This window comes from Metabacillus herbersteinensis, from assembly GCF_042433335.1.
Classification (GTDB): Bacteria; Bacillota; Bacilli; order Bacillales; family Bacillaceae; genus Metabacillus; species Metabacillus herbersteinensis.
Genome location: NZ_JBHLVO010000004.1, coordinates 242,866 through 261,433 on the forward strand (window position 1 = coordinate 242,866; position 18,568 = coordinate 261,433).

Sequence of the window (18,568 nt, forward strand, 5' to 3'; positions counted from 1 at the left end):
TCTCTCTTAAAAACAACATATGATGACAAGACCTTTTTGTGAGTAAACTTAAAAAAACAATTGTTTATCCATCTTTTATTGCCACCATCTAGTTGTTTTTACTCTGGAAAAGAATCTAAAAAAGGGAAGAGGAGATAAATGTTAAATTCAAATTATCGTGTCCTTAAAGAGTTAGAAACAATTCAATATGTAAGAAAGATTCCAGGTTTATTTTCGGAAAATGCTCAACTAATTTGCAGGGAAATAGGGGATGGGAATCTAAATCTAGTATTCCATATAGTAGAACAAGGCTCGTCAGGTAAAAGCGTAATTTTAAAACAAGCACTTCCTTATGCTCGGGTGGTTGGGGAGTCTTGGCCGTTAACATTGGACAGGGCCCGTATTGAGAGTGAGGCATTAATAATACAAAATACAATTTGTCCTGGCTCAGTTCCGAAAGTTTATCATTATGATAAAGAATTAGCATTAACTGTTATGGAGGATTTATCGACACATATCATTATGCGAAAAGGACTTATTTCACGAAAACGTTATCCTAATTTTGCAAAACACATTGGTGCTTTTCTTGCTCGAACATTGTTTTTAACTTCAGACTTAGCATTAGATCCTCAAGATAAAAAACAGAAAGTAGTCCAATTTATTAATCCTGAATTGTGTAAAATTACAGAAGATCTCGTGTTTACTGATCCATATTACGATGCAAAAACGAATAATTTTAACCCAATGCTAGAAGAAGTAATAAGAGGGATTTGGGGTCATGATGAGCTTAAACTTGAGATTATTAAGTTAAAGGAAAGATTCATTACTCATGCTCAGGCACTCATCCATGGAGATCTTCATACAAGCAGCATAATGGTCACAAATCAGGAAACGAAAGTGATTGATCCAGAGTTTGCTTTTTATGGACCAATGGGTTTTGACATTGGAGCTTTGTTTGCTAATCTATTACTCAATTATTGCTCACACGTGGGACATACTCTAGATCGAATAGAACGGCTACAATACCAAGATTATCTGCTAAATACTGTAGAAAAAATTTGGACAGTCTTTGAAAAAGAATTTAGGACTTTGTGGCAGGAAAAAGCTAGTGATCCTTCTACTTCCCTACAAGGGTATAAAGATGATTATTTACTACGTTTGCTTCAAGATTCCTTAGGATATGCGGGTTGTAAAATGATGCGCCGAGTGATCGGCTTAGCCCATGTCCCCGATTTAGAAAGCATAGACGATCCTATATTAAGAGCAACAGGAGAAAAATTAGCCCTCGCAATTGGACAACAATTGGTGTTGAAACGAGAAAAAGTACTGAGGATAAATGATCTTACTACTTTAGTAAGAAAAGTTAACAGTCGGGAGGTAGATAAGACTAGTAAGTTTATTCAATCTATTCAGTGGGAAAAAGATCAACTATTACTACTGGATCAAACCCTTCTTCCGGAAGAAACAGTGTTTCTGACACTGTCTAATATAGAAGAAGTTTGGAACGCGATTCGATTTCTTAAAGTACGTGGTGCACCTGCTATTGGGATGGCGGCTGCCTATGGCCTCTATTTGGGAGTTCAATATAGCCAAGAAGAAAGTGTAAATGCTTTCATTGTAGATTTAGAAAACAAATCGGAATATTTAGCAACAGCACGGCCGACAGCTGTTAACTTGTCCTGGGCATTAAAACGTTTAAAAGAGAAAGCTTATCAGGGACAGAAACAAGGAATGAATATAGAATTAATTAAAAAAATTCTTCTTGAAGAAGCTTTGAAAATTCAAGAAGAAGATGAAGAAATCTGTCGAAAGATTGGTGAACATGCACTTAGCTTATTTCAAGACAATATGGGTATTCTCACACACTGTAATGCTGGGAGTTTGGCTACTGCCTTGTATGGAACTGCAACAGCTCCTTTTTATATTGCTAAAGAACGAGGGTGGAATCTAAAGATATTTGCAAATGAAACTCGTCCTGTTCTGCAGGGTGCACGTCTTACTACTTGGGAATTGCAGAGGGCAGGCATTGATGTCACACTTATTTGTGATAATATGGCAGCGGTGGTAATGGCGAATCATTCAGTACAGGCTGTTATAGTTGGAACAGACCGTGTTGCTGCAAATGGGGATGTTGCTAATAAAATTGGAACCTATACTTTAGCTATCTTAGCAAAAGAGCATGGACTACCTTTTTATGTAGCAGCTCCACTATCATCTATTGATATAAGTACACTAACCGGAAAAGACATTCCGATAGAAGAACGTTCTGAAGATGAAATTACTGTTGGATTAGGAAAACGGATTGCACCGCAAGGAATTAAAGTGTATAACCCTGCATTTGATATTACGCCGTATTCACTTGTGACAGCATTTGTGACGGAAAAAGGTATTGTATATCCTGAAATAGCAGGTCAGTATGCGTGTAAACTTCAAAAATTAAAATAACAGTTAATTTTGAAAAGTTCTTTTAAGTAGGTGGTTTACTGGTAGATACAGTAGACCATTTTTTAATACCATTTATTAAATATATAGACGCAAGTACCAGTGAATAAAACATTGTATATAGGTTCTATATTTAATTTATTTTAAAATGGTGAACTGTACAAACCATTCTCATCTAGTTGCCGTATCATATTTTTAATACGTCGCATGCTAGAGAAGCCTCAGATCAAAGATAGAGTTATTCTTATCCAAAACTTTGATATAGATAGCTTTAAATATTGTTAGCTTGGGAGATGAGAAGAAATGTATAAGAAACAACGTCACCTTTTTACATCAGAATCGGTTACTGAGGGTCATCCCGATAAATTGTGTGATCAACTTTCTGATGCTGTATTAGATGCCATTTTTGAAAAAGACCCAAATGCTCGCGTTGCTTGTGAAAGCTCAGTTAGTTCAGACTTAGTTGTTTTATCTGGAGAGATTACAACGTACTGCAAAGTAGATTTCTTAAAAATAGTAAGAGATACAATCCGAAATATCGGGTATACAAACACTGAATATGGTTTTGATGCAGATACATGTAAGATTTTAATAGCGCTGAATAAGCAATCTCCTGATATTGCTATGGGAGTTAATCATGCTCTTGAAGCCCGTGAAGGGTTAATGAATGAGGATGAAATTGAAGCAATTGGTGCCGGAGACCAAGGAATGATGTTTGGATTTGCTTGTAATGAAACACAGGATTTAATGCCATTGCCAATCTCACTGTCAAATAAACTGGCTAGACGTTTAGCAGAAGTGCGAAAAAATGGGATGCTTCGTTATTTACGTCCTGATGGTAAAGTTCAGGTTACTGTCGAATACCAAGATTCAAAGCCAGATCGCATTGACACAATCGTTATTTCTGCACAACATAATCCAGAAGTAGAATTAGATCAGATAAAAAAAGATTTGCATGAACATGTAATTGCTTACGTGTTGCCACCTGAATTAATTGATCATCACACAAAATATTTTATTAATCCAACTGGTCGTTTCGTTATAGGTGGGCCAAAAGGAGACGCAGGCTTAACTGGACGTAAAATTATTGTTGATACGTATGGTGGTTATTCACGTCATGGAGGCGGTGCTTTCTCAGGAAAAGACCCAACTAAGGTTGATCGCTCGGCAGCATATGCTGCACGTTATGTAGCAAAAAATATTGTTGCAGCAGGGATAGCAGAAAAATGCGAAGTTCAACTGGCTTACTCGATCGGAGTAGCTACCCCTGTTTCAATAGCTGTTGAAACATTTGGTACTGGAAAAATAGGAGAGAGAAAGATCGTTGAACTAATACGTAAATCCTTTGACCTTCGCCCTGCAGGTATTATTCAAATGTTAAATTTAAGGCAACCAATTTATTTTCAAACTGCTTGCTATGGACACTTTGGAAGAACGGATATCAAATTGCCCTGGGAAAACACGGATAAGGCAGAAATGTTAAAAAAGGAGGCTGAGAAAATAACCAAAGAGGCATGAGGAAAAGGGACTTAGAACAAAAGCTACTTCGGATCATGATAGTTGCGGTTTTTCGAACTTTCACCATTTGCTTGGAATAGTAATAAAATCTAGAAACAAGGAGAGATATGTATGAGTCAACAGTTTGGGGATTGGAGAAACTCTGGTGACGATTCTATCAAGGATTATATCAGTATGGATGAAGAACCTGAAGGGGATTATCGGATTTTACGAAAATTTAAAACTTCCACCCAGCGGATCGCTCTCGTCAATCATAATGGTAATCTATTGATTTATAGCAATGGTTACGTCATGTTTAGCACAACAGCTGATGAGGATATATATGCAGAAGCAATGGTACACATCCCAATGGTTGCCGCAAACAAGCGGAAGAGTGTACTGATCATTGGCGGTGGAGGTGGAATAACGACTCGCGAGGCCCTTCTTTATTCCGATGTGGAGAAAATTACTACCCTCGACATTGACGAAGTGATGGTGGATTTCGGTAAAAAATTAAAGCCTTTGGTTCGATTTAATAAAGGCTCATTGAATCATCCTAAAGTTCAGACCATAATTGAAGACGGTAGAAAGTTTTTAGAGAAAACCCCGGCAAAATGGGATGTTATTATTATTGACCTTCCCGAGCCAAACGACAAATGTCCTGAGCTCTCCCGTCTCTTCAGCAGGGAGTTCTACAGCCTCATGAAAGGACGTTTAGAACCAGGGGGCGCAATCAGTGTAGCTTGTTCCAATTCAGACTCGACACCTGGGTACCTATGGAGTATCCAAGCAACTCTCAAAAAAGCTGGTTTCTATGTACTACCATACCACAATTTCGTCTCGGAAGAAGGAGAGGATTGGGGATTTTGTTTGGCTACAACTTCCCTTGTTAAAGCAAACGACTTACGGATGTTAGTTCCAGCACGGTACCTGTCATCTAAACGATTAAAAGACATGTTCCATCTGCCATTTTATTTTGCGATGGCCAATAATACAGGCAAAGTCCAAACAGACAGCAACACGGTGTTGCTTAATATTATAAAAAAAGCTTTTTGAGTTGAATAATTATAGTTTTCTGTTTCAGAAAGTAATGTGGCCAGTTTTTGAGAGGTAATCATAGTCCAATAGAAGTAACCTTTCTATCCCAGTCCATTGAATAGTTAGAAAGGGGTCCCACCACATAACCATCAAGCTTGGTTGAATTTGTATTTCATACCGATAATTTTGGTTATAGGGTATCGATATTGATTCATCTTAAAACCTCCTTGTAGATCAATTCATTGTATGTGTATTGAGCTTGTGTGAAATTAAAAAAGCTACCAAATTATTAACATGGTAGCTTTATCTTTTTATAATTTATATAGACTCTAGTACGGTTATACAATTTCCTTTTTATAGATTTTATGCAATTGTAGATTTCCTAATTTATTTTCAATAGCCCATCGTTTATAGGATAAAACATCACTTTGGAAATGAAATAAGCTGGATAAGTTTTTAGGAAGAGTTCGATGAGGAACAGCTATTTTTTTTATTTGAGCGGAGAAAGATTTTTTGGATGCTAATTGGAAACCCCAATCACCGAAAGAAGGTACGATCGTATGATAGCCTTCTGTGTAAAAACCGGCTTTTTCAATTGTTAACCCAATGCTCCAAAATACAGTCGGTGTATCTTCAGGAGAATTTGCTTGGCAGACAATCATACCGTCTTTTGTTAGATATTTGGACAACATTTGGAACATTTCTACCGAATACAGGCTTGCTAAAATAGCATCTGCAGGATCTGGAAAATCAATAATCATGATATCATATGTCTTATTATTCGTTTTTAGAAAATCACGAGCATCTTTTGCATGGACTTGAACACGTTTATCGAAAAAAGCTTTTTCATTAAGTTCCACAATTTCAGGTACATTACGCGCAATATCTAAGACTTTGGAGTCAATATCTACAAGGTCTACATGCAAAACATCAGAATACTTTAATACTTCTCTTAAAGCAAGCCCGTCACCGCCCCCTAATATTAGGATGCGATTATGAGTTTTAGTAAGTGCCATAGGTACGTGAACAAATGCCTCATGATAAATTCGCTCATCTAATGAACTAAATTGTAATTGTTCATTTAAATACATACGAATGTCATTAGCTTCTAAAACTTGGATATTTTGATACCTACTTTGACCCTGATATAACTTTTTGTTTTTACATGCCAACATCTCTTTTAGGCTAATTCTATCCCACTCATCCCCTTGAAATTTTTTTTCTTTATTAGTTGGATTCGATTTTTCTTCTTGTTTTTGTTTGTCATGTTTATTACTTTGTTGATTTCTTGTTACACGTTCTGTTAGCCAGAGTTTTGAGTCATACATATCCATTCCCCCAATCAATTTTAAAAAAATAATGCAAGTATCATGTTTTGATATTCTATTTAGCTTTCCTAAGGGAAGTTTGTACGAATACCCATTTAAACATTAATTTAATAAAACTACCTTTAAATTTATTGTTATGCTAAATGGTTTTTTTAGTAAAGATGACTATTTAGTGATGTCTTTTTATGGAAACCTTTATAAAAAATAGACATCTATTATTAATAGACAAATGCCACTTATTGTTACATATCACGATAGTAAATAATGGATTTTTTAATATTGAGTTAAATGGCGTATATCCAATAAAGGGTTATAAACATATTCTATTAAGGAGATTCATCGTTGGAGTACAAAACATTAGGTGGGCATGTACCTGCTCATGTATAGGGTGTTAAATTTGACAGTATTAAAAACAATGAATTCTTGAAAAGCATTTGTACAAAACGCTACAAAATAGTGATGCTACTATTTTAGCTATTGAAATAAAAACCATTACATGCTCGTTTTATTTTTATAGAGGAAGTATAAATCTATAGATCAGGAGGACTATCGTTGAATTTTCTGGAAGAAATTCAATCTCGTATTTTAATAGCTGACGGAGCGATGGGAACTTTGTTATATTCACACGGAATTGACCGTTGTTTTGAGGAATTAAACCTATCAAAACCGGAGCAAATAAAAAGTATCCACGAAGCGTATATCAAGGCCGGTGCAGATGTTATTCAAACGAATACGTATGGCGCGAATTACTTAAAGCTTTCCCGCTATGGTTTAGAAGATGACATTAAAAGGTTGAATGAGACCGCTGTTCACTTAGCAAAACAAGTTGCTATAGATAAAAACTTTGTTTTCGGAACTATTGGAGGAATAAGATCCTTCAAAAAGAGTGCCTATTCAATTGAAGATTTAAAACGAAATTTTAGAGAACAGCTTTATCTAATTTTAAATGCCAATGTAGATGGCCTCCTTTTAGAGACCTACTACGACTTTGAAGAAATAACAAATGTATTAAAGATTGCTAGAAAAGAAACAGACACCCCTATTATCGCTAATATGTCTTTACATGAAACAGGTGTGCTACAAGACGGAACGTCTCTTGAAAAAGGACTTCAGCATCTAGCCGATTTGGGGGCAGATGTTGTTGGAATTAACTGCAGACTTGGCCCTCATCACATGATTCAGTCCTTAGAAAAAGTACCTTTACTTGATAACGCGTATCTTTCTGCCTATCCTAACGGGAGTTTTCCTGGCCTAGATGAAGGGCAGATAACTTATGAAACAGATGAGTCTTATTTTACCCAAAGTGCACTGGAGTTCCGAAAGCAGGGGGTCAGATTGATCGGGGGATGCTGCGGCACAACACCTAAACACATTGAAGCCATTTCTAAAGCTATTTCTCAACTTCCTCCTATTACGGAAAAACAAGTGAAAGAAGAACGGGAAGTTATTTCCGTCTTGGATCGGGAGGGAAGAAAGTACGAACCGCTTCAGTCAATCGTAAAAAAAAAACACTCTATTATTGTAGAACTTGATCCCCCTAAAAAATTAGGCATTAAAAAATTCTTACAAGGTGCAAAAGCGTTAAAAAATACTGGAATTGATGCATTAACACTTGCAGATAATTCACTTGCCACCCCGCGTATCAGTAATATTGCGTGCGGATCATTAGTGAAAGATCAGGTAGATTTGAGAAGCTTAATTCATATTACGTGCCGAGATCGAAATTTAATTGGCCTGCAATCTCATTTAATGGGCTTGCATACGCTAGGATTAACAGATGTTTTGGCTGTTACTGGGGACCCTTCAAAAATTGGTGATTTTCCAGGAGCCACTTCAGTCTATGATTTGTCTTCCTATGATTTAATCAGTTTGATTAAGCAATTTAACGAAGGACTTTCTTATTCCGGTAAGTCTCTTGGAGAAAAGACTAATTTTTCAGTTGCTGCAGCTTTTAACCCAAATGTAAAGCACTTAGATAAAGCGGTGAAAAGGCTTGAGAAAAAAATAACCTGCGGAGCAGACTACTTTATGACGCAGCCTATTTATTCAGAAGAACAAATTTATAAGGTTTATGAGGAAACAAAAAATTTGGAGGCACCTTTATACATCGGCATCATGCCGCTAACGAGCAGCCGTAACGCTGAATTTATTCATAACGAAATCCCTGGCATCAAAATTTCAGACTCGATCAGGGAGGCTATGTTAAAAGCGGGTGAGAATAAAGAGCAGGCACGCAAAGAAGGGTTAGCCATCGCGAAAAGTCTGATTGATACTGCTTATGATTTATTTAATGGGATCTACTTAATCACACCTTTTCTACAGTATGAATTAACGGTTGAATTATCCACCTATATTCAGCAAAAAGAAAGGAATGTCACACATGAATAACATGCAAGAACAGCTTAAAAAAAAAATACTTGTTATCGATGGCGCAATGGGGACGATGATTCAGGATGCTAATTTATCAGCGGATGATTTTGGCGAAGAGAAATATGAAGGCTGCAATGAATATTTAAGCCTTATTTCTCCTCATACAATCGCACACATTCATGAAGCTTATTTGGAAGTTGGCGCCGATATTATCGAAACCAACACGTTCGGGGCAACAAGAGTTGTCTTGGATGAATATGAACTAGGACATTTAGCTCTCAAGATCAATATAGAATCAGCCAAATTAGCAAAAAAAGCAGCCGAAAAATATTCCACTTCACAATGGCCGCGTTATGTAGCAGGATCTATGGGTCCTACCACAAAGACATTATCTGTCACTGGCGGGATTAAGTTTGAGGAACTCATTCAAAATTATGAAGAACAAGCAAGAGGTCTAATGCTTGGTGGGGTTGATCTTTTATTACTAGAAACAAGCCAGGATATGCTCAATATAAAAGCAGGATTCCTTGGAATCTCTCAAGCTTTTGAAACGCTTGGCCAAAAGGTTCCGCTCATGGTGTCAGGAACAATTGAACCAATGGGGACAACACTTGCAGGACAGGATATTGAAGCATTTTATATATCCTTGCAACATATGAACCCGATTTCTGTTGGACTTAACTGTGCCACCGGACCAGAATTTATGACTGACCACATTCGTACACTATCAGGTTTAACCAACAGTGCTGTGAGCTGCTATCCAAATGCTGGTCTTCCAGATGAAGAAGGAAATTACCATGAAACCCCTCATTCTCTTGCTCAAAAAATTAAAGGATTCGCTGAACAGGGCTGGCTTAATATTGTGGGGGGATGTTGCGGTACGACACCTGCTCATATAAAAGCACTGGCAGATGCGGTTAAAGATGTAGCACCTCGCTCCTTAGAAGAAAAACAGCTGCCACACATGGTGTCGAGCATTGAATCCTTAATCTATGATGACAGCATGAGGCCATTGTTTGTTGGAGAACGAACAAATGTCATCGGTTCACGGAAATTCAAACGTCTTATCGCAGATCAAAAGTTTGAAGAGGCATCTGAAGTTGCGCGTGCTCAAGTTAAAAATGGAGCACATGTCATTGATATTTGTTTAGCAGATCCTGATCGGGATGAAATGGAAGATACGGAACTTTTTATTCAGGAAATTACGAAAAAAGTGAAGGCTCCCCTTGTTATTGATTCAACCGATGAAAATGTCATAGAAATTGCTCTAAAGTACTCACAAGGAAAAGCGATTATTAATTCGATTAACCTGGAAGACGGCGAAGAAAGGTTTGAAGCGGTTGTTCCCTTAATTAAAAAATATGGGGCTGCCATCGTGGTCGGAACCATTGATGAAATCGGAATGGCTTTAACCGCTGAGAAGAAACTGGAAGTAGCCAAACGCTCATATGATCTCTTAGTCAATAAATATGGAATAAAAGGCAGTGACCTAATTTTCGATCCACTCGTCTTCCTTGTTGGAACTGGGGATAAGCAATATATTGGGTCAGCTAATGAAACAGTTAAAGGAATTCAATTAATAAAAAAACATCTTCCTGAATGCTTAACTATATTAGGAATCAGCAACGTTTCATTCGGTCTTCCACCAGTTGGCCGTGAAATACTAAATGCTGTTTACTTATATCACTGCACACAAGCAGGGCTGGATTATGCCATTGTCAATACAGAAAAGCTCGAACGATTTGCATCCATTCCGCTGAATGAAGTAAAGCTTGCTGAAGAGCTTTTGTTCCAGACAAATGATCAAACACTTGCAAAGTTTGTCGAGTTTTACCGCGGGAAGAAAAAAGAAAATAAAAAACCTGTTCAATCCTTACCATTAGAGGAACGATTGGCTCAATATATTATTGAAGGTACAAAAGAAGGTTTATTGCCTGACCTTGAAAAAGCTTTGGTAAAATACCCTGATCCTCTTTCAATCATTAATGGACCATTAATGACAGGGATGGAAGAAGTAGGAAAACTCTTTAACGACAATAAATTAATTGTTGCAGAAGTGCTGCAAAGTGCTGAAGTAATGAAAGCTTCTGTATCCTTTTTAGAACAGTACATGGAGAAAAAAGATGACGGCGGCAAAGGAAAAGTCATTCTGGCTACAGTAAAAGGTGATGTCCATGATATTGGAAAGAACCTTGTCGACATTATCCTAAGTAACAATGGGTATAGAACTGTGGACTTGGGTATCAAAGTAACACCGCAAGATCTAATCACTGCCATTCGAAAAGAAAAGCCGGATATAGTCGGATTATCAGGATTACTTGTAAAGTCTGCACAGCAGATGGTCATTACCGCTCAAGACTTACAAAATGCTGGAATCTTAACACCTATCATGGTCGGTGGTGCCGCTCTATCCAGAAAATTTACAGAAATGAAAATCTCACCTAACTATAAAGGAACAGTATTATATGCAAAGGATGCCATGGACGGTCTCTCCCTTGCCAATAGGTTAACAACAGATCCTGCTCAATTTGTTAAAGAAGAACGAAAAGGTACGGAAGCTTTGCCAAGAATACAAACTACCCAAGAAGCCGATCAATTACTTAAAAAACGGGCAACTATAACTGAAGCCCCTATTTTCAAACCTGAGGATTGTAAAAAGCACTATTTAAAAAATATTGATATTGCTCAAATCTTCCCTTATGTGAATTTACAAATGCTACTAGGTCACCATCTAGGATTAAAAGGGAAAATAAAAAAAATGCTTGCTGAAAAAAATGAGAAAGCAGTTGAACTTAAAGAAATCATTGATTCCCTCGTAATAGAAGGAACAAAGAAAAAATGGTTTCAACCATCTGCGGTTTATCAATTTTTCCCTGCGTACAGCGAGGATGAAAAACTTCATATTTTAGATCCTGAAAATCAAAGTACTATCCTTGAAACGTTTGAATTTCCTAGACAAAGTACTTTTCCTTATCGATGTTTATCAGACTATGCCCGACCTAAAGGAACGGTTGATTATGTTGCATTCTTTGCCGTTACAGCCGGAAAACATGTGCGTAAAATTGCACAGGAATATAAAGCGCAAGGGGATTATTTAAAAAGTCATGCTGTCCAAGCGTTAGCACTTGAATTGGCAGAAGGAATTGCAGAAAGAACGCATCAATTAATCCGCGATCGCTGGGGATTCCCAGATCCAGCTAATTTTACGATGGAGCAGCGTTTTTCTGCAAAATACCAAGGACAGCGCTATTCATTCGGTTATCCGGCATGTCCAAACTTGGAGGATCAAGAACGATTGTTCAACCTTATTAAACCGGAATCTATAGGAATTCATTTAACAGATGGATTCATGATGGAGCCGGAAGCATCTGTCTCCGCAATAGTTGTGTCTCACCCTGAAGCAAGATATTTTAATGTGATGAACTAAAACTTTATGTTTTGGTTCTTTTTCGGGTAATTATTAACCGAATTATTCGTACTAAAAAAATGCAGGGATATAAATGGATTAAACAAAACCAACCAACAAAACCAACACTGGCAGTACAGTTTTATGCTAATTGCTATGTGATTTTTACTGAAATATGGTTGCTTAGAGGAGAAACAGCTGTAGGGAAAAAGGACTTTATGAACGTTCGCTCTTTTTTATACTTATTCTTAAACGGCTTTCGGGAGACTTTATTTAAAATATTGAATAAAAGGGGTACTTGAATAACGATAAGTAAAATTCCTATCCACCCGCGCCAAGTGAATATTGTATTTTCAATCCGTTGCCTGTAGAAATTGTTCATTACGATTCAATGTTTTTTGTAAAACTCAGAAAAATTTGTTGCTGATTGTATTGCCATTATTCCAACCTCTTAGTCCAAAATTGATATGTTTATTTATTGACGTTCGATTAGATTATATATTCATTAAATTGGATTATAAATGTTGAGCAAGTCATTATAAAGGTTAAGTGATTTGTTTTTTTACCTGATGAAATATTTAGAATATATCTCATTTAAAGTCAAAAGGATAGGGAGATTGTGATTCTTTTCCTATTTTATGTTTAACACACCAGTAGGGAATATATTTTGTTACATAAATCTTTCCATTTTACTTAATACTAAAAAAATAAATCACTTTTTTTGCAGAAACATTATTAAAAAATAATTTAGCTCCTGCTCCTCTTTGAGCTAACAAAATTAAAATAAAAATTAATTATGTAATAAAAGATAGATAACGTTCTTTTTTAAATATTGCCTTACAAAGAACTCGGTATAGACTTTATCGGAATTTATCTCAATCTAGAAATACTCGTTTATAAAATCAGCTAAGAAATTGGGGTTCAAGATGCAAACATTTTTTCAATTTGACTCAAAACTAGATCCGTTTCGTCTTTTTTCAGGGGAGCACCTAATGACGATCTCAATCATTTTAGTTCTCGGTATTCTTCTTTTTGTCTTTAGAGAGGAGATTCAGAAGCAGGAGAAAAAAAGTTTTGTTCGATTCTCTCTAGCATTTCTCTTATTGGCTTTTGATGCTAGTTATCATTTATGGCTAGTAAGTCAGAATGCTTGGTCGCTTAAAACGGCTTTGCCACTTCATCTTAGTGATCTTGCTGTCATTATTGCAATAGTAATGCTACTAACGGGTAGCTACAGACTTTTTCAATTTATGTATTTTGCCGGTTTAGGCAGTTCCATTCAAGCCGTCATGACACCTGATCTTGGTCGGTTTTCGTTTCCTCATTTTCGATATATTGAGTTTTTTATTTCGCATGGAGGCGTGGTGCTTGCCTGTTTGTTTATGGTGTTCGCCTGCAAATATCGGCCGACGATTCGTTCCATGTGGGTGAGCGTTCTCATTGTCAACCTTTATGCAGTTTGCGTATTTCTCCTTAATAAGTGGTTGAGGGCAAACTACCTCTACATCATGAAAAAGCCCGGAAACGCTTCTCTTTTAGATTTCCTCGGGCCATGGCCGTGGTATCTTATCTCTCTAGAGATAATGATGATTTTGAGCTTTTACCTTCTGTACAGTCCGTTTTGGCTAAAAAGGAAAATGGAAAGAAAGTAAGCTACGGTACTCTTTCCGGCTCACCTAGAAAATTAAGGTTTTGAGACAGCAGGTGTTCTTTTATCGTTCTATTATTTGTATTGAGTTTAGACTAAATGGTTTTTCTTCATGTTCGATTTGGATATGTAGGCAAATGTCTAGTCCCTAGGACATTCGTGGAACATAGTATAGTACTGAATGTAATCAATTACAGGAAAGCGGGAGTAAAAATGAATTATTTATACCCTTACCACATGTCTTATGATCAACAGCAACGAGTCAGTCAATTTCCACAATACCCACAGTCTGAAATGTGGGCAGGGCAACTAATCAAACAACCATTATACCCTCATTTGAAACCACAAATATTAAATATGATTGACCCTTTTGTTAAATATGGCCTAAAAGAGGCGAAAGCTACTTCATATGAGCATGCATTACAAGAAGTTGCTGCGATTACCTATTTAATAGGTAAAGGCATGGATCCGCATACCGCCTATTTAACAGTCGAATCTTGGGAAATTAATGAAATGTTTTAAAAATTAAACATTCAAATTGCCCTACTTTATTCAATAGATTTGTTCTATTCTGAAAGATGAGATTGAATTGTCATTAGCAGGCTTTTTAGTCAAATTTGTTTAAACTGTGCTCAAGAGTGTCGAGATTTTGCCTAAGCCAGATCTTAACTTATGATTTTCGCTCGAATTTGCTCTAGATCGTGAATTGGTTCTATACTTTAAATTCGCTTCCCTTTGTATTCGACATCGTTCAATAGGTTGCATTTAAACACCTTCGGAATCTGATAAAAACGACACTATAAATTGACAGTTTAAAAAAGAGCTAGGGCACTTAGGAGATGACTTCGTTTCGGGCTAGAGTCATCTTATCTAGTGCCCACTAAAACTTACCCTTCGTATTATGTAGGCGCCACATTTACCATTTTCATTTAAATCCTTTATTCTCTAATACAATCACCTTTTCATTTGGCGATTTTGCTATTTGTTTCGTGTACTCAACCAATCGAATAATGTCATTACAGCATTGTTTGGCACCTAAAACTAATAATGGCACACCGATGAAATCGATTTTTAACCCTCTAGAAAGAAAACCTCCAATTGTCATAGCAAATGGAACAGTTGGTGATGTGTTAGAAAAAACTATTTTTTCATGACCTTTATATGTATCTTGCAATAATAAGCTTAGGTTTTTTAAAGCTGGTACAACGAGTTTGGAGGATTTTCTACCAATTGTATAAACAGAATTACCATCTTCATCTATCCCTTGAAAAATGATCTTTCCCATATCAGAAGTAGTCAATTTATTGAAAAAGTTAACATTTAATATTTCTTCTTTGGTAAGCTCTCGATCAGTAGGCAAATTTTTTAAATGATACGCTGCTGCCAGTGCAGTGGTATGTGTCCCGCCATAATCATTATATATATAAATCACGGTATCATCCTTTGTTATTTTTATCTATTTATTATCACCATTTATTCAAGATTTCATCCCAAAAGCTCCCAATTGAAGCGGCTAGGCTGGTACAACAACCAAAAAGGGATTTCTCTAATTTTTATTATAAGTTTGAAGAAGCTTTTCTTTGGATATGAATAAATAATATGTATCAGGTATTTCCTGAGATCTTTAATATACGAAGGAATGTGTTTAGTGAGAGGAGGGGTACCTATGACGATAAAACGGTCAGAAAAGAAACATATTATTATGCTGTTCATTGATACATTAATGAATCCAACTTTACAGGAAGCGGTAAAGAACGGAAAAGCTCCTGCACTTCAATTTTTTATCGAAAATGGTTATAACATTCCAAATGTCGTAAGTCCATTTCCAACTATGTCAGTCAATGTCGATAGTACATTATTAACCGGCGTTTACAGTGATCAACATAAAGTTCCGGGTTTAGTTTGGTTTAACAAAAAAGAAAATCGAATTATTAATTACGGAAGTCATGCTAGAGAACTTATAAAATTAGGATTAAGACAATCCATGGAAGATATTTTTTATAATTTAAATCATAACCATTTAAGTAAAAAACATAAGACAATTCATGAAATCCTTATGGATCAAGATATTCAAACTGCATCAATTAATACTTTATTATACAGGGGAAACCAATCTGTACAATTAACATTTCCTGTTCTTTTTTCATTGGTTACAGGAATGAGAAGGAAAATATTTGCGTACGCTCCATATGTGTTTTCCTATGGAGCTATGGCAAAATTAAATCCATCAAAAGGGAACTCCTTTTTTTGGCAGAAGTATGGGTTTAATAACAAATTTGCTGCAAATGAATTGAACTATCTCATCGAACGGGATATGCTTCCTGCACTCACAATTGCTTACTTTCCTGATTTGGATCAACGCATACATAAAAAAGGGAGAATGGATACTAAAGGGATTGAAAAAGTGGACAAGCAACTGCAAAAAATCCTTAACACGTATCGTACATGGGAAGACGCATTAACGAATAATATATGGATTATTTTGGGTGATAACGGCCAAGCATGGATTGATAATGATCGTAACTTAGCATTGATTGATCTGAGAAAACTGTTACACTCCTATCAAATTCCAAAATTAAAGGATGGTATTACCTCTTCAGATCAAGTGATTCTTTGTGTGAATGAAAGAATGTCCTTTATTTATACACTGGATTCTAAGACTGTACCTCTAGAAGAACTTGCAAGTATTTTGCAAAAAGATGAAAGGATCGATGTGATTGCTTGGAAAAAGGGAAATTCCATTATCGTAACTTCCGGCATTCAAGATGGACAGCTTAAATTTCACCCTGAAGGAAATTTTATTGATGAATATGGACAATCTTGGTCTATAGAAGGGGAACTAGAACTATTAGATCTTTCAATAAATGAAAATACAGTCAATTATAGGGCTTATCCAGATGCTCTGGCAAGACTTTATACGACGTTTTTTTCACATGAGGGGGATTATCTGGTTGTTAGTGCCAAACCAGGATATGAGTTTATAGGCGAAGGATCTCCTACTCATGTTGGGGGTGCTAGCCACGGAGGATTGCATGAACAAGATTCACTTGTTTCAATGATTGTAACCGGAACAAATACAAAACCAAAAAATTTACGTATTTTAGAATTAAAAGACTGGATTCTATCTTTAATTTAAGAAAAAAGTTGACCTATACTTTCAAACATTATGTAAAACAAAAGTATTAGAAATTACCAGCACTATTTTCTGTAAAGTTAAACAAACTATGATTGTCTCCAAAAAATAAGAAATAGGGCGGTAATCAAATTGAACAATTTAATCAGAGGAAGAAAAAATCAACGCTTATTTAACATGTTTGGAAATAGAAGAACTAATAACGGAAGCAGGATATTATGGTCATTACTTGGTTTAACGACACTTGGAGTGATGGGAAGCCGTAATACAAAATGGGCACAAAAAATCCAAGAAGGATACAATAACCTTCGAAATAATACGAGAAGACCATTACAAAATCAGGTGAATTTTGCTAATGAATTTGCTGAAGAAGTAACGCCTAATATGGTGAATAAGAACAATAATAATCAATAGACATTCTTTTTCCGTAGGGGCTATCTCTAGAAAGGGGTAGTCCCTATTCTTATTATTATAAAGTCTATAATCCAAAGTTATTAGTTTAATGTCCTTATTCTTAATTATATTTTAATCCATTAAAAAGAAAAAATAAGGGTGTAATCCGTGGAAAAAAAAGTCATAATACTATCGGAAGCCATTGGTAACGGTCATACAAAAGCAGGAGAAGCGCTGATGCAAGGAATTTCTCATCTTGCACCTTCTGTTCATACACAAATCTTCGAAGTAGGACAGGAACTTCATCCTTTTACGACTAAGCTTATCGTTAATTCCTATCTAAATATGATCGTTAATTCTCCTTTATTATGGAGAAAAATCTATCTCTATAAGCATAACATGCCTCTTTCCAATTGGAAGAAGTACGTTATTCACCAGCTGTTTCACCGGCAAGTTGAACTTCTTCTTAATAATAAAAACCCTCACGTTATCGTCTGTACACACCCATTTACCAGCTCAACTGCATCTCGCTTAAAGAAAATGGGTTATACTTTTACTCTTTGCACGTTGGTAACAGATTTTCATGTTCATGGAGCATGGGCTCATTCTGAGGTAGATATTTACATGGTATCAAATAAGTATGTATTTAAACAATTAATAGATATGGGAATTCCAAAGAATCGGATTGCTATTACCGGCATGCCTATTAGATCAAATTTTTGGGTTCGAAAAAACAAACAGGAAATGCGAAAAAAATTAAATTTAAAAGAACTTCCTACCCTAATGATTATGGGAGGAGGATTAGGGTTAGGTGGAATTAAACAGCTTTCCCATGCGCTTTTAAAATGGAAAGAAAAAATTCAGGTTATCATATGTACCGGGAACAATGAATCACTAAGGAGTTCTTTTTTAAAAGATGCAAGGTTTCATCATTCCAATATTCATATACTAGGGTTTATTGATCTAATTGATGAATGGATGGAAGCCGCTGATTTACTAATAACAAAGCCGGGTGGCTTGACTTGTTATGAAGCATTAGCAAAAGGTCTGCCTTTATTTATCTATCAACCAATACCAGGTCATGAAGAAAAAAATTGTGACTTTTTAGTAAATAATCAGTTGGCTAGAAAAATTGATGACATTGAAAACATCAATGATATACTCGAAAATTTGCTATTTTCTTCACAAAAGGAGTGTTTGTATCAAAGTACAAGTGAATTTCAAAAAATAATAGATCCGTTGGCAAGTGCAGACTTTATTGTTAAACATCTTCTTTAATTGCTTTGGTTTGTAACTTTATATTAAATTAGAGGGTCTGATACTAATGGTGAGTT

At 36.0% G+C, this 18,568-nt stretch carries 12 protein-coding genes and 1 pseudogene; 11 read left to right on the plus strand and 2 right to left on the minus strand.

What is annotated here, in order from left to right; all coding sequences use genetic code 11:
• Nucleotides 1–138 precede the first annotated feature (138 nt).
• The 4 genes and pseudogenes from mtnK to ACFFIX_RS08095 all read left to right on the plus strand — a co-directional run.
• Nucleotides 139–1,353, plus strand: a pseudogene (mtnK, locus tag ACFFIX_RS08080) (S-methyl-5-thioribose kinase); the annotation flags it as partial.
• 24 nt (nucleotides 1,354–1,377) lie between these two features.
• Entirely contained in the window at nucleotides 1,378–2,424 is a 1,047-nt protein-coding gene (gene mtnA / locus ACFFIX_RS08085; RefSeq protein ID WP_378932441.1) for an S-methyl-5-thioribose-1-phosphate isomerase, read from the plus strand.
• Nucleotides 2,425–2,724: 300 nt separating this feature from the next.
• The gene (metK, locus tag ACFFIX_RS08090) at nucleotides 2,725–3,939 is read left to right on the plus strand and encodes a methionine adenosyltransferase (RefSeq protein ID WP_378932331.1); all 1,215 of its coding nucleotides are present in this window, start codon (nucleotides 2,725–2,727) and stop codon (nucleotides 3,937–3,939) included.
• A 111-nt stretch (nucleotides 3,940–4,050) separates the two neighbouring features.
• The gene (locus ACFFIX_RS08095; RefSeq protein ID WP_378932333.1) at nucleotides 4,051–4,974 is read left to right on the plus strand and encodes a spermine/spermidine synthase domain-containing protein; all 924 of its coding nucleotides are present in this window, start codon (nucleotides 4,051–4,053) and stop codon (nucleotides 4,972–4,974) included.
• A 320-nt stretch (nucleotides 4,975–5,294) separates the two neighbouring features.
• Here the strand turns inward: ACFFIX_RS08095 and ACFFIX_RS08100 are convergent, their stop codons facing one another.
• The gene (locus ACFFIX_RS08100; protein ID WP_378932335.1) at nucleotides 5,295–6,284 is read right to left on the minus strand and encodes a spermine/spermidine synthase domain-containing protein; all 990 of its coding nucleotides are present in this window, start codon (nucleotides 6,282–6,284) and stop codon (nucleotides 5,295–5,297) included.
• A 552-nt stretch (nucleotides 6,285–6,836) separates the two neighbouring features.
• On the opposite strand from ACFFIX_RS08100, the gene ACFFIX_RS08105 reads away from it, so the two are divergent.
• From ACFFIX_RS08105 to ACFFIX_RS08120, 4 genes are all read left to right on the plus strand, one after another.
• Nucleotides 6,837–8,672 (plus strand): bifunctional homocysteine S-methyltransferase/methylenetetrahydrofolate reductase, encoded by a 1,836-nt coding sequence (locus tag ACFFIX_RS08105; protein ID WP_378932337.1) that lies wholly within the window; start codon nucleotides 6,837–6,839, stop codon nucleotides 8,670–8,672.
• On the plus strand, nucleotides 8,665–12,081 hold the full coding sequence (gene metH / locus ACFFIX_RS08110) for a methionine synthase (RefSeq protein WP_378932338.1): 3,417 nt from the start codon (nucleotides 8,665–8,667) through the stop codon (nucleotides 12,079–12,081). Before ACFFIX_RS08105 ends, metH begins: the two co-directional genes overlap by 8 nt.
• A 905-nt stretch (nucleotides 12,082–12,986) precedes the next feature.
• Nucleotides 12,987–13,712 (plus strand): YwaF family protein, encoded by a 726-nt coding sequence (locus ACFFIX_RS08115; protein ID WP_378932340.1) that lies wholly within the window; start codon nucleotides 12,987–12,989, stop codon nucleotides 13,710–13,712.
• Nucleotides 13,713–13,945: 233 nt separating this feature from the next.
• Nucleotides 13,946–14,230, plus strand: a complete 285-nt coding sequence (locus ACFFIX_RS08120) for a hypothetical protein (protein WP_378932342.1) — start codon at nucleotides 13,946–13,948, stop codon at nucleotides 14,228–14,230.
• 403 nt (nucleotides 14,231–14,633) lie between these two features.
• Here ACFFIX_RS08120 and ACFFIX_RS08125 read toward each other — a convergent pair whose 3' ends face one another.
• Nucleotides 14,634–15,140 (minus strand): DUF3189 family protein, encoded by a 507-nt coding sequence (locus ACFFIX_RS08125; protein WP_378932343.1) that lies wholly within the window; start codon nucleotides 15,138–15,140, stop codon nucleotides 14,634–14,636.
• Between the two features lie 234 nt (nucleotides 15,141–15,374).
• On the opposite strand from ACFFIX_RS08125, the gene ACFFIX_RS08130 reads away from it, so the two are divergent.
• The 3 genes from ACFFIX_RS08130 to ACFFIX_RS08140 all read left to right on the plus strand — a co-directional run bounded on the left by ACFFIX_RS08130 (nucleotide 15,375) and on the right by ACFFIX_RS08140 (nucleotide 18,512).
• Nucleotides 15,375–16,844: an alkaline phosphatase family protein gene (locus ACFFIX_RS08130; RefSeq protein WP_378932344.1), complete on the plus strand. Its 1,470-nt coding sequence runs from the start codon at nucleotides 15,375–15,377 to the stop codon at nucleotides 16,842–16,844.
• Between the two features lie 174 nt (nucleotides 16,845–17,018).
• Nucleotides 17,019–17,255: a hypothetical protein gene (locus ACFFIX_RS08135; protein WP_378932346.1), complete on the plus strand. Its 237-nt coding sequence runs from the start codon at nucleotides 17,019–17,021 to the stop codon at nucleotides 17,253–17,255.
• A 147-nt stretch (nucleotides 17,256–17,402) separates the two neighbouring features.
• Nucleotides 17,403–18,512: an MGDG synthase family glycosyltransferase gene (locus tag ACFFIX_RS08140; RefSeq protein WP_378932348.1), complete on the plus strand. Its 1,110-nt coding sequence runs from the start codon at nucleotides 17,403–17,405 to the stop codon at nucleotides 18,510–18,512.
• The last annotated feature ends 56 nt before the right edge of the window (nucleotides 18,513–18,568 follow it).

What these genes read in the sequence shown, in the direction of transcription:
- metK (WP_378932331.1), top strand. Translation starts at nt 2,725, where the DNA reads ATGTATAAGAAACAACGTCACCTTTTTACATCAGAATCGGTTACTGAG.
- ACFFIX_RS08095 (WP_378932333.1), top strand. Translation starts at nt 4,051, where the DNA reads ATGAGTCAACAGTTTGGGGATTGGAGAAACTCTGGTGACGATTCTATC.
- ACFFIX_RS08100 (WP_378932335.1), bottom strand. Translation starts at nt 6,284, where the DNA reads ATGTATGACTCAAAACTCTGGCTAACAGAACGTGTAACAAGAAATCAA.
- metH (WP_378932338.1), top strand. Translation starts at nt 8,665, where the DNA reads ATGAATAACATGCAAGAACAGCTTAAAAAAAAAATACTTGTTATCGAT.
- ACFFIX_RS08115 (WP_378932340.1), top strand. Translation starts at nt 12,987, where the DNA reads ATGCAAACATTTTTTCAATTTGACTCAAAACTAGATCCGTTTCGTCTT.
- ACFFIX_RS08120 (WP_378932342.1), top strand. Translation starts at nt 13,946, where the DNA reads ATGTCTTATGATCAACAGCAACGAGTCAGTCAATTTCCACAATACCCA.
- ACFFIX_RS08130 (WP_378932344.1), top strand. Translation starts at nt 15,375, where the DNA reads ATGACGATAAAACGGTCAGAAAAGAAACATATTATTATGCTGTTCATT.
- ACFFIX_RS08135 (WP_378932346.1), top strand. Translation starts at nt 17,019, where the DNA reads ATGTTTGGAAATAGAAGAACTAATAACGGAAGCAGGATATTATGGTCA.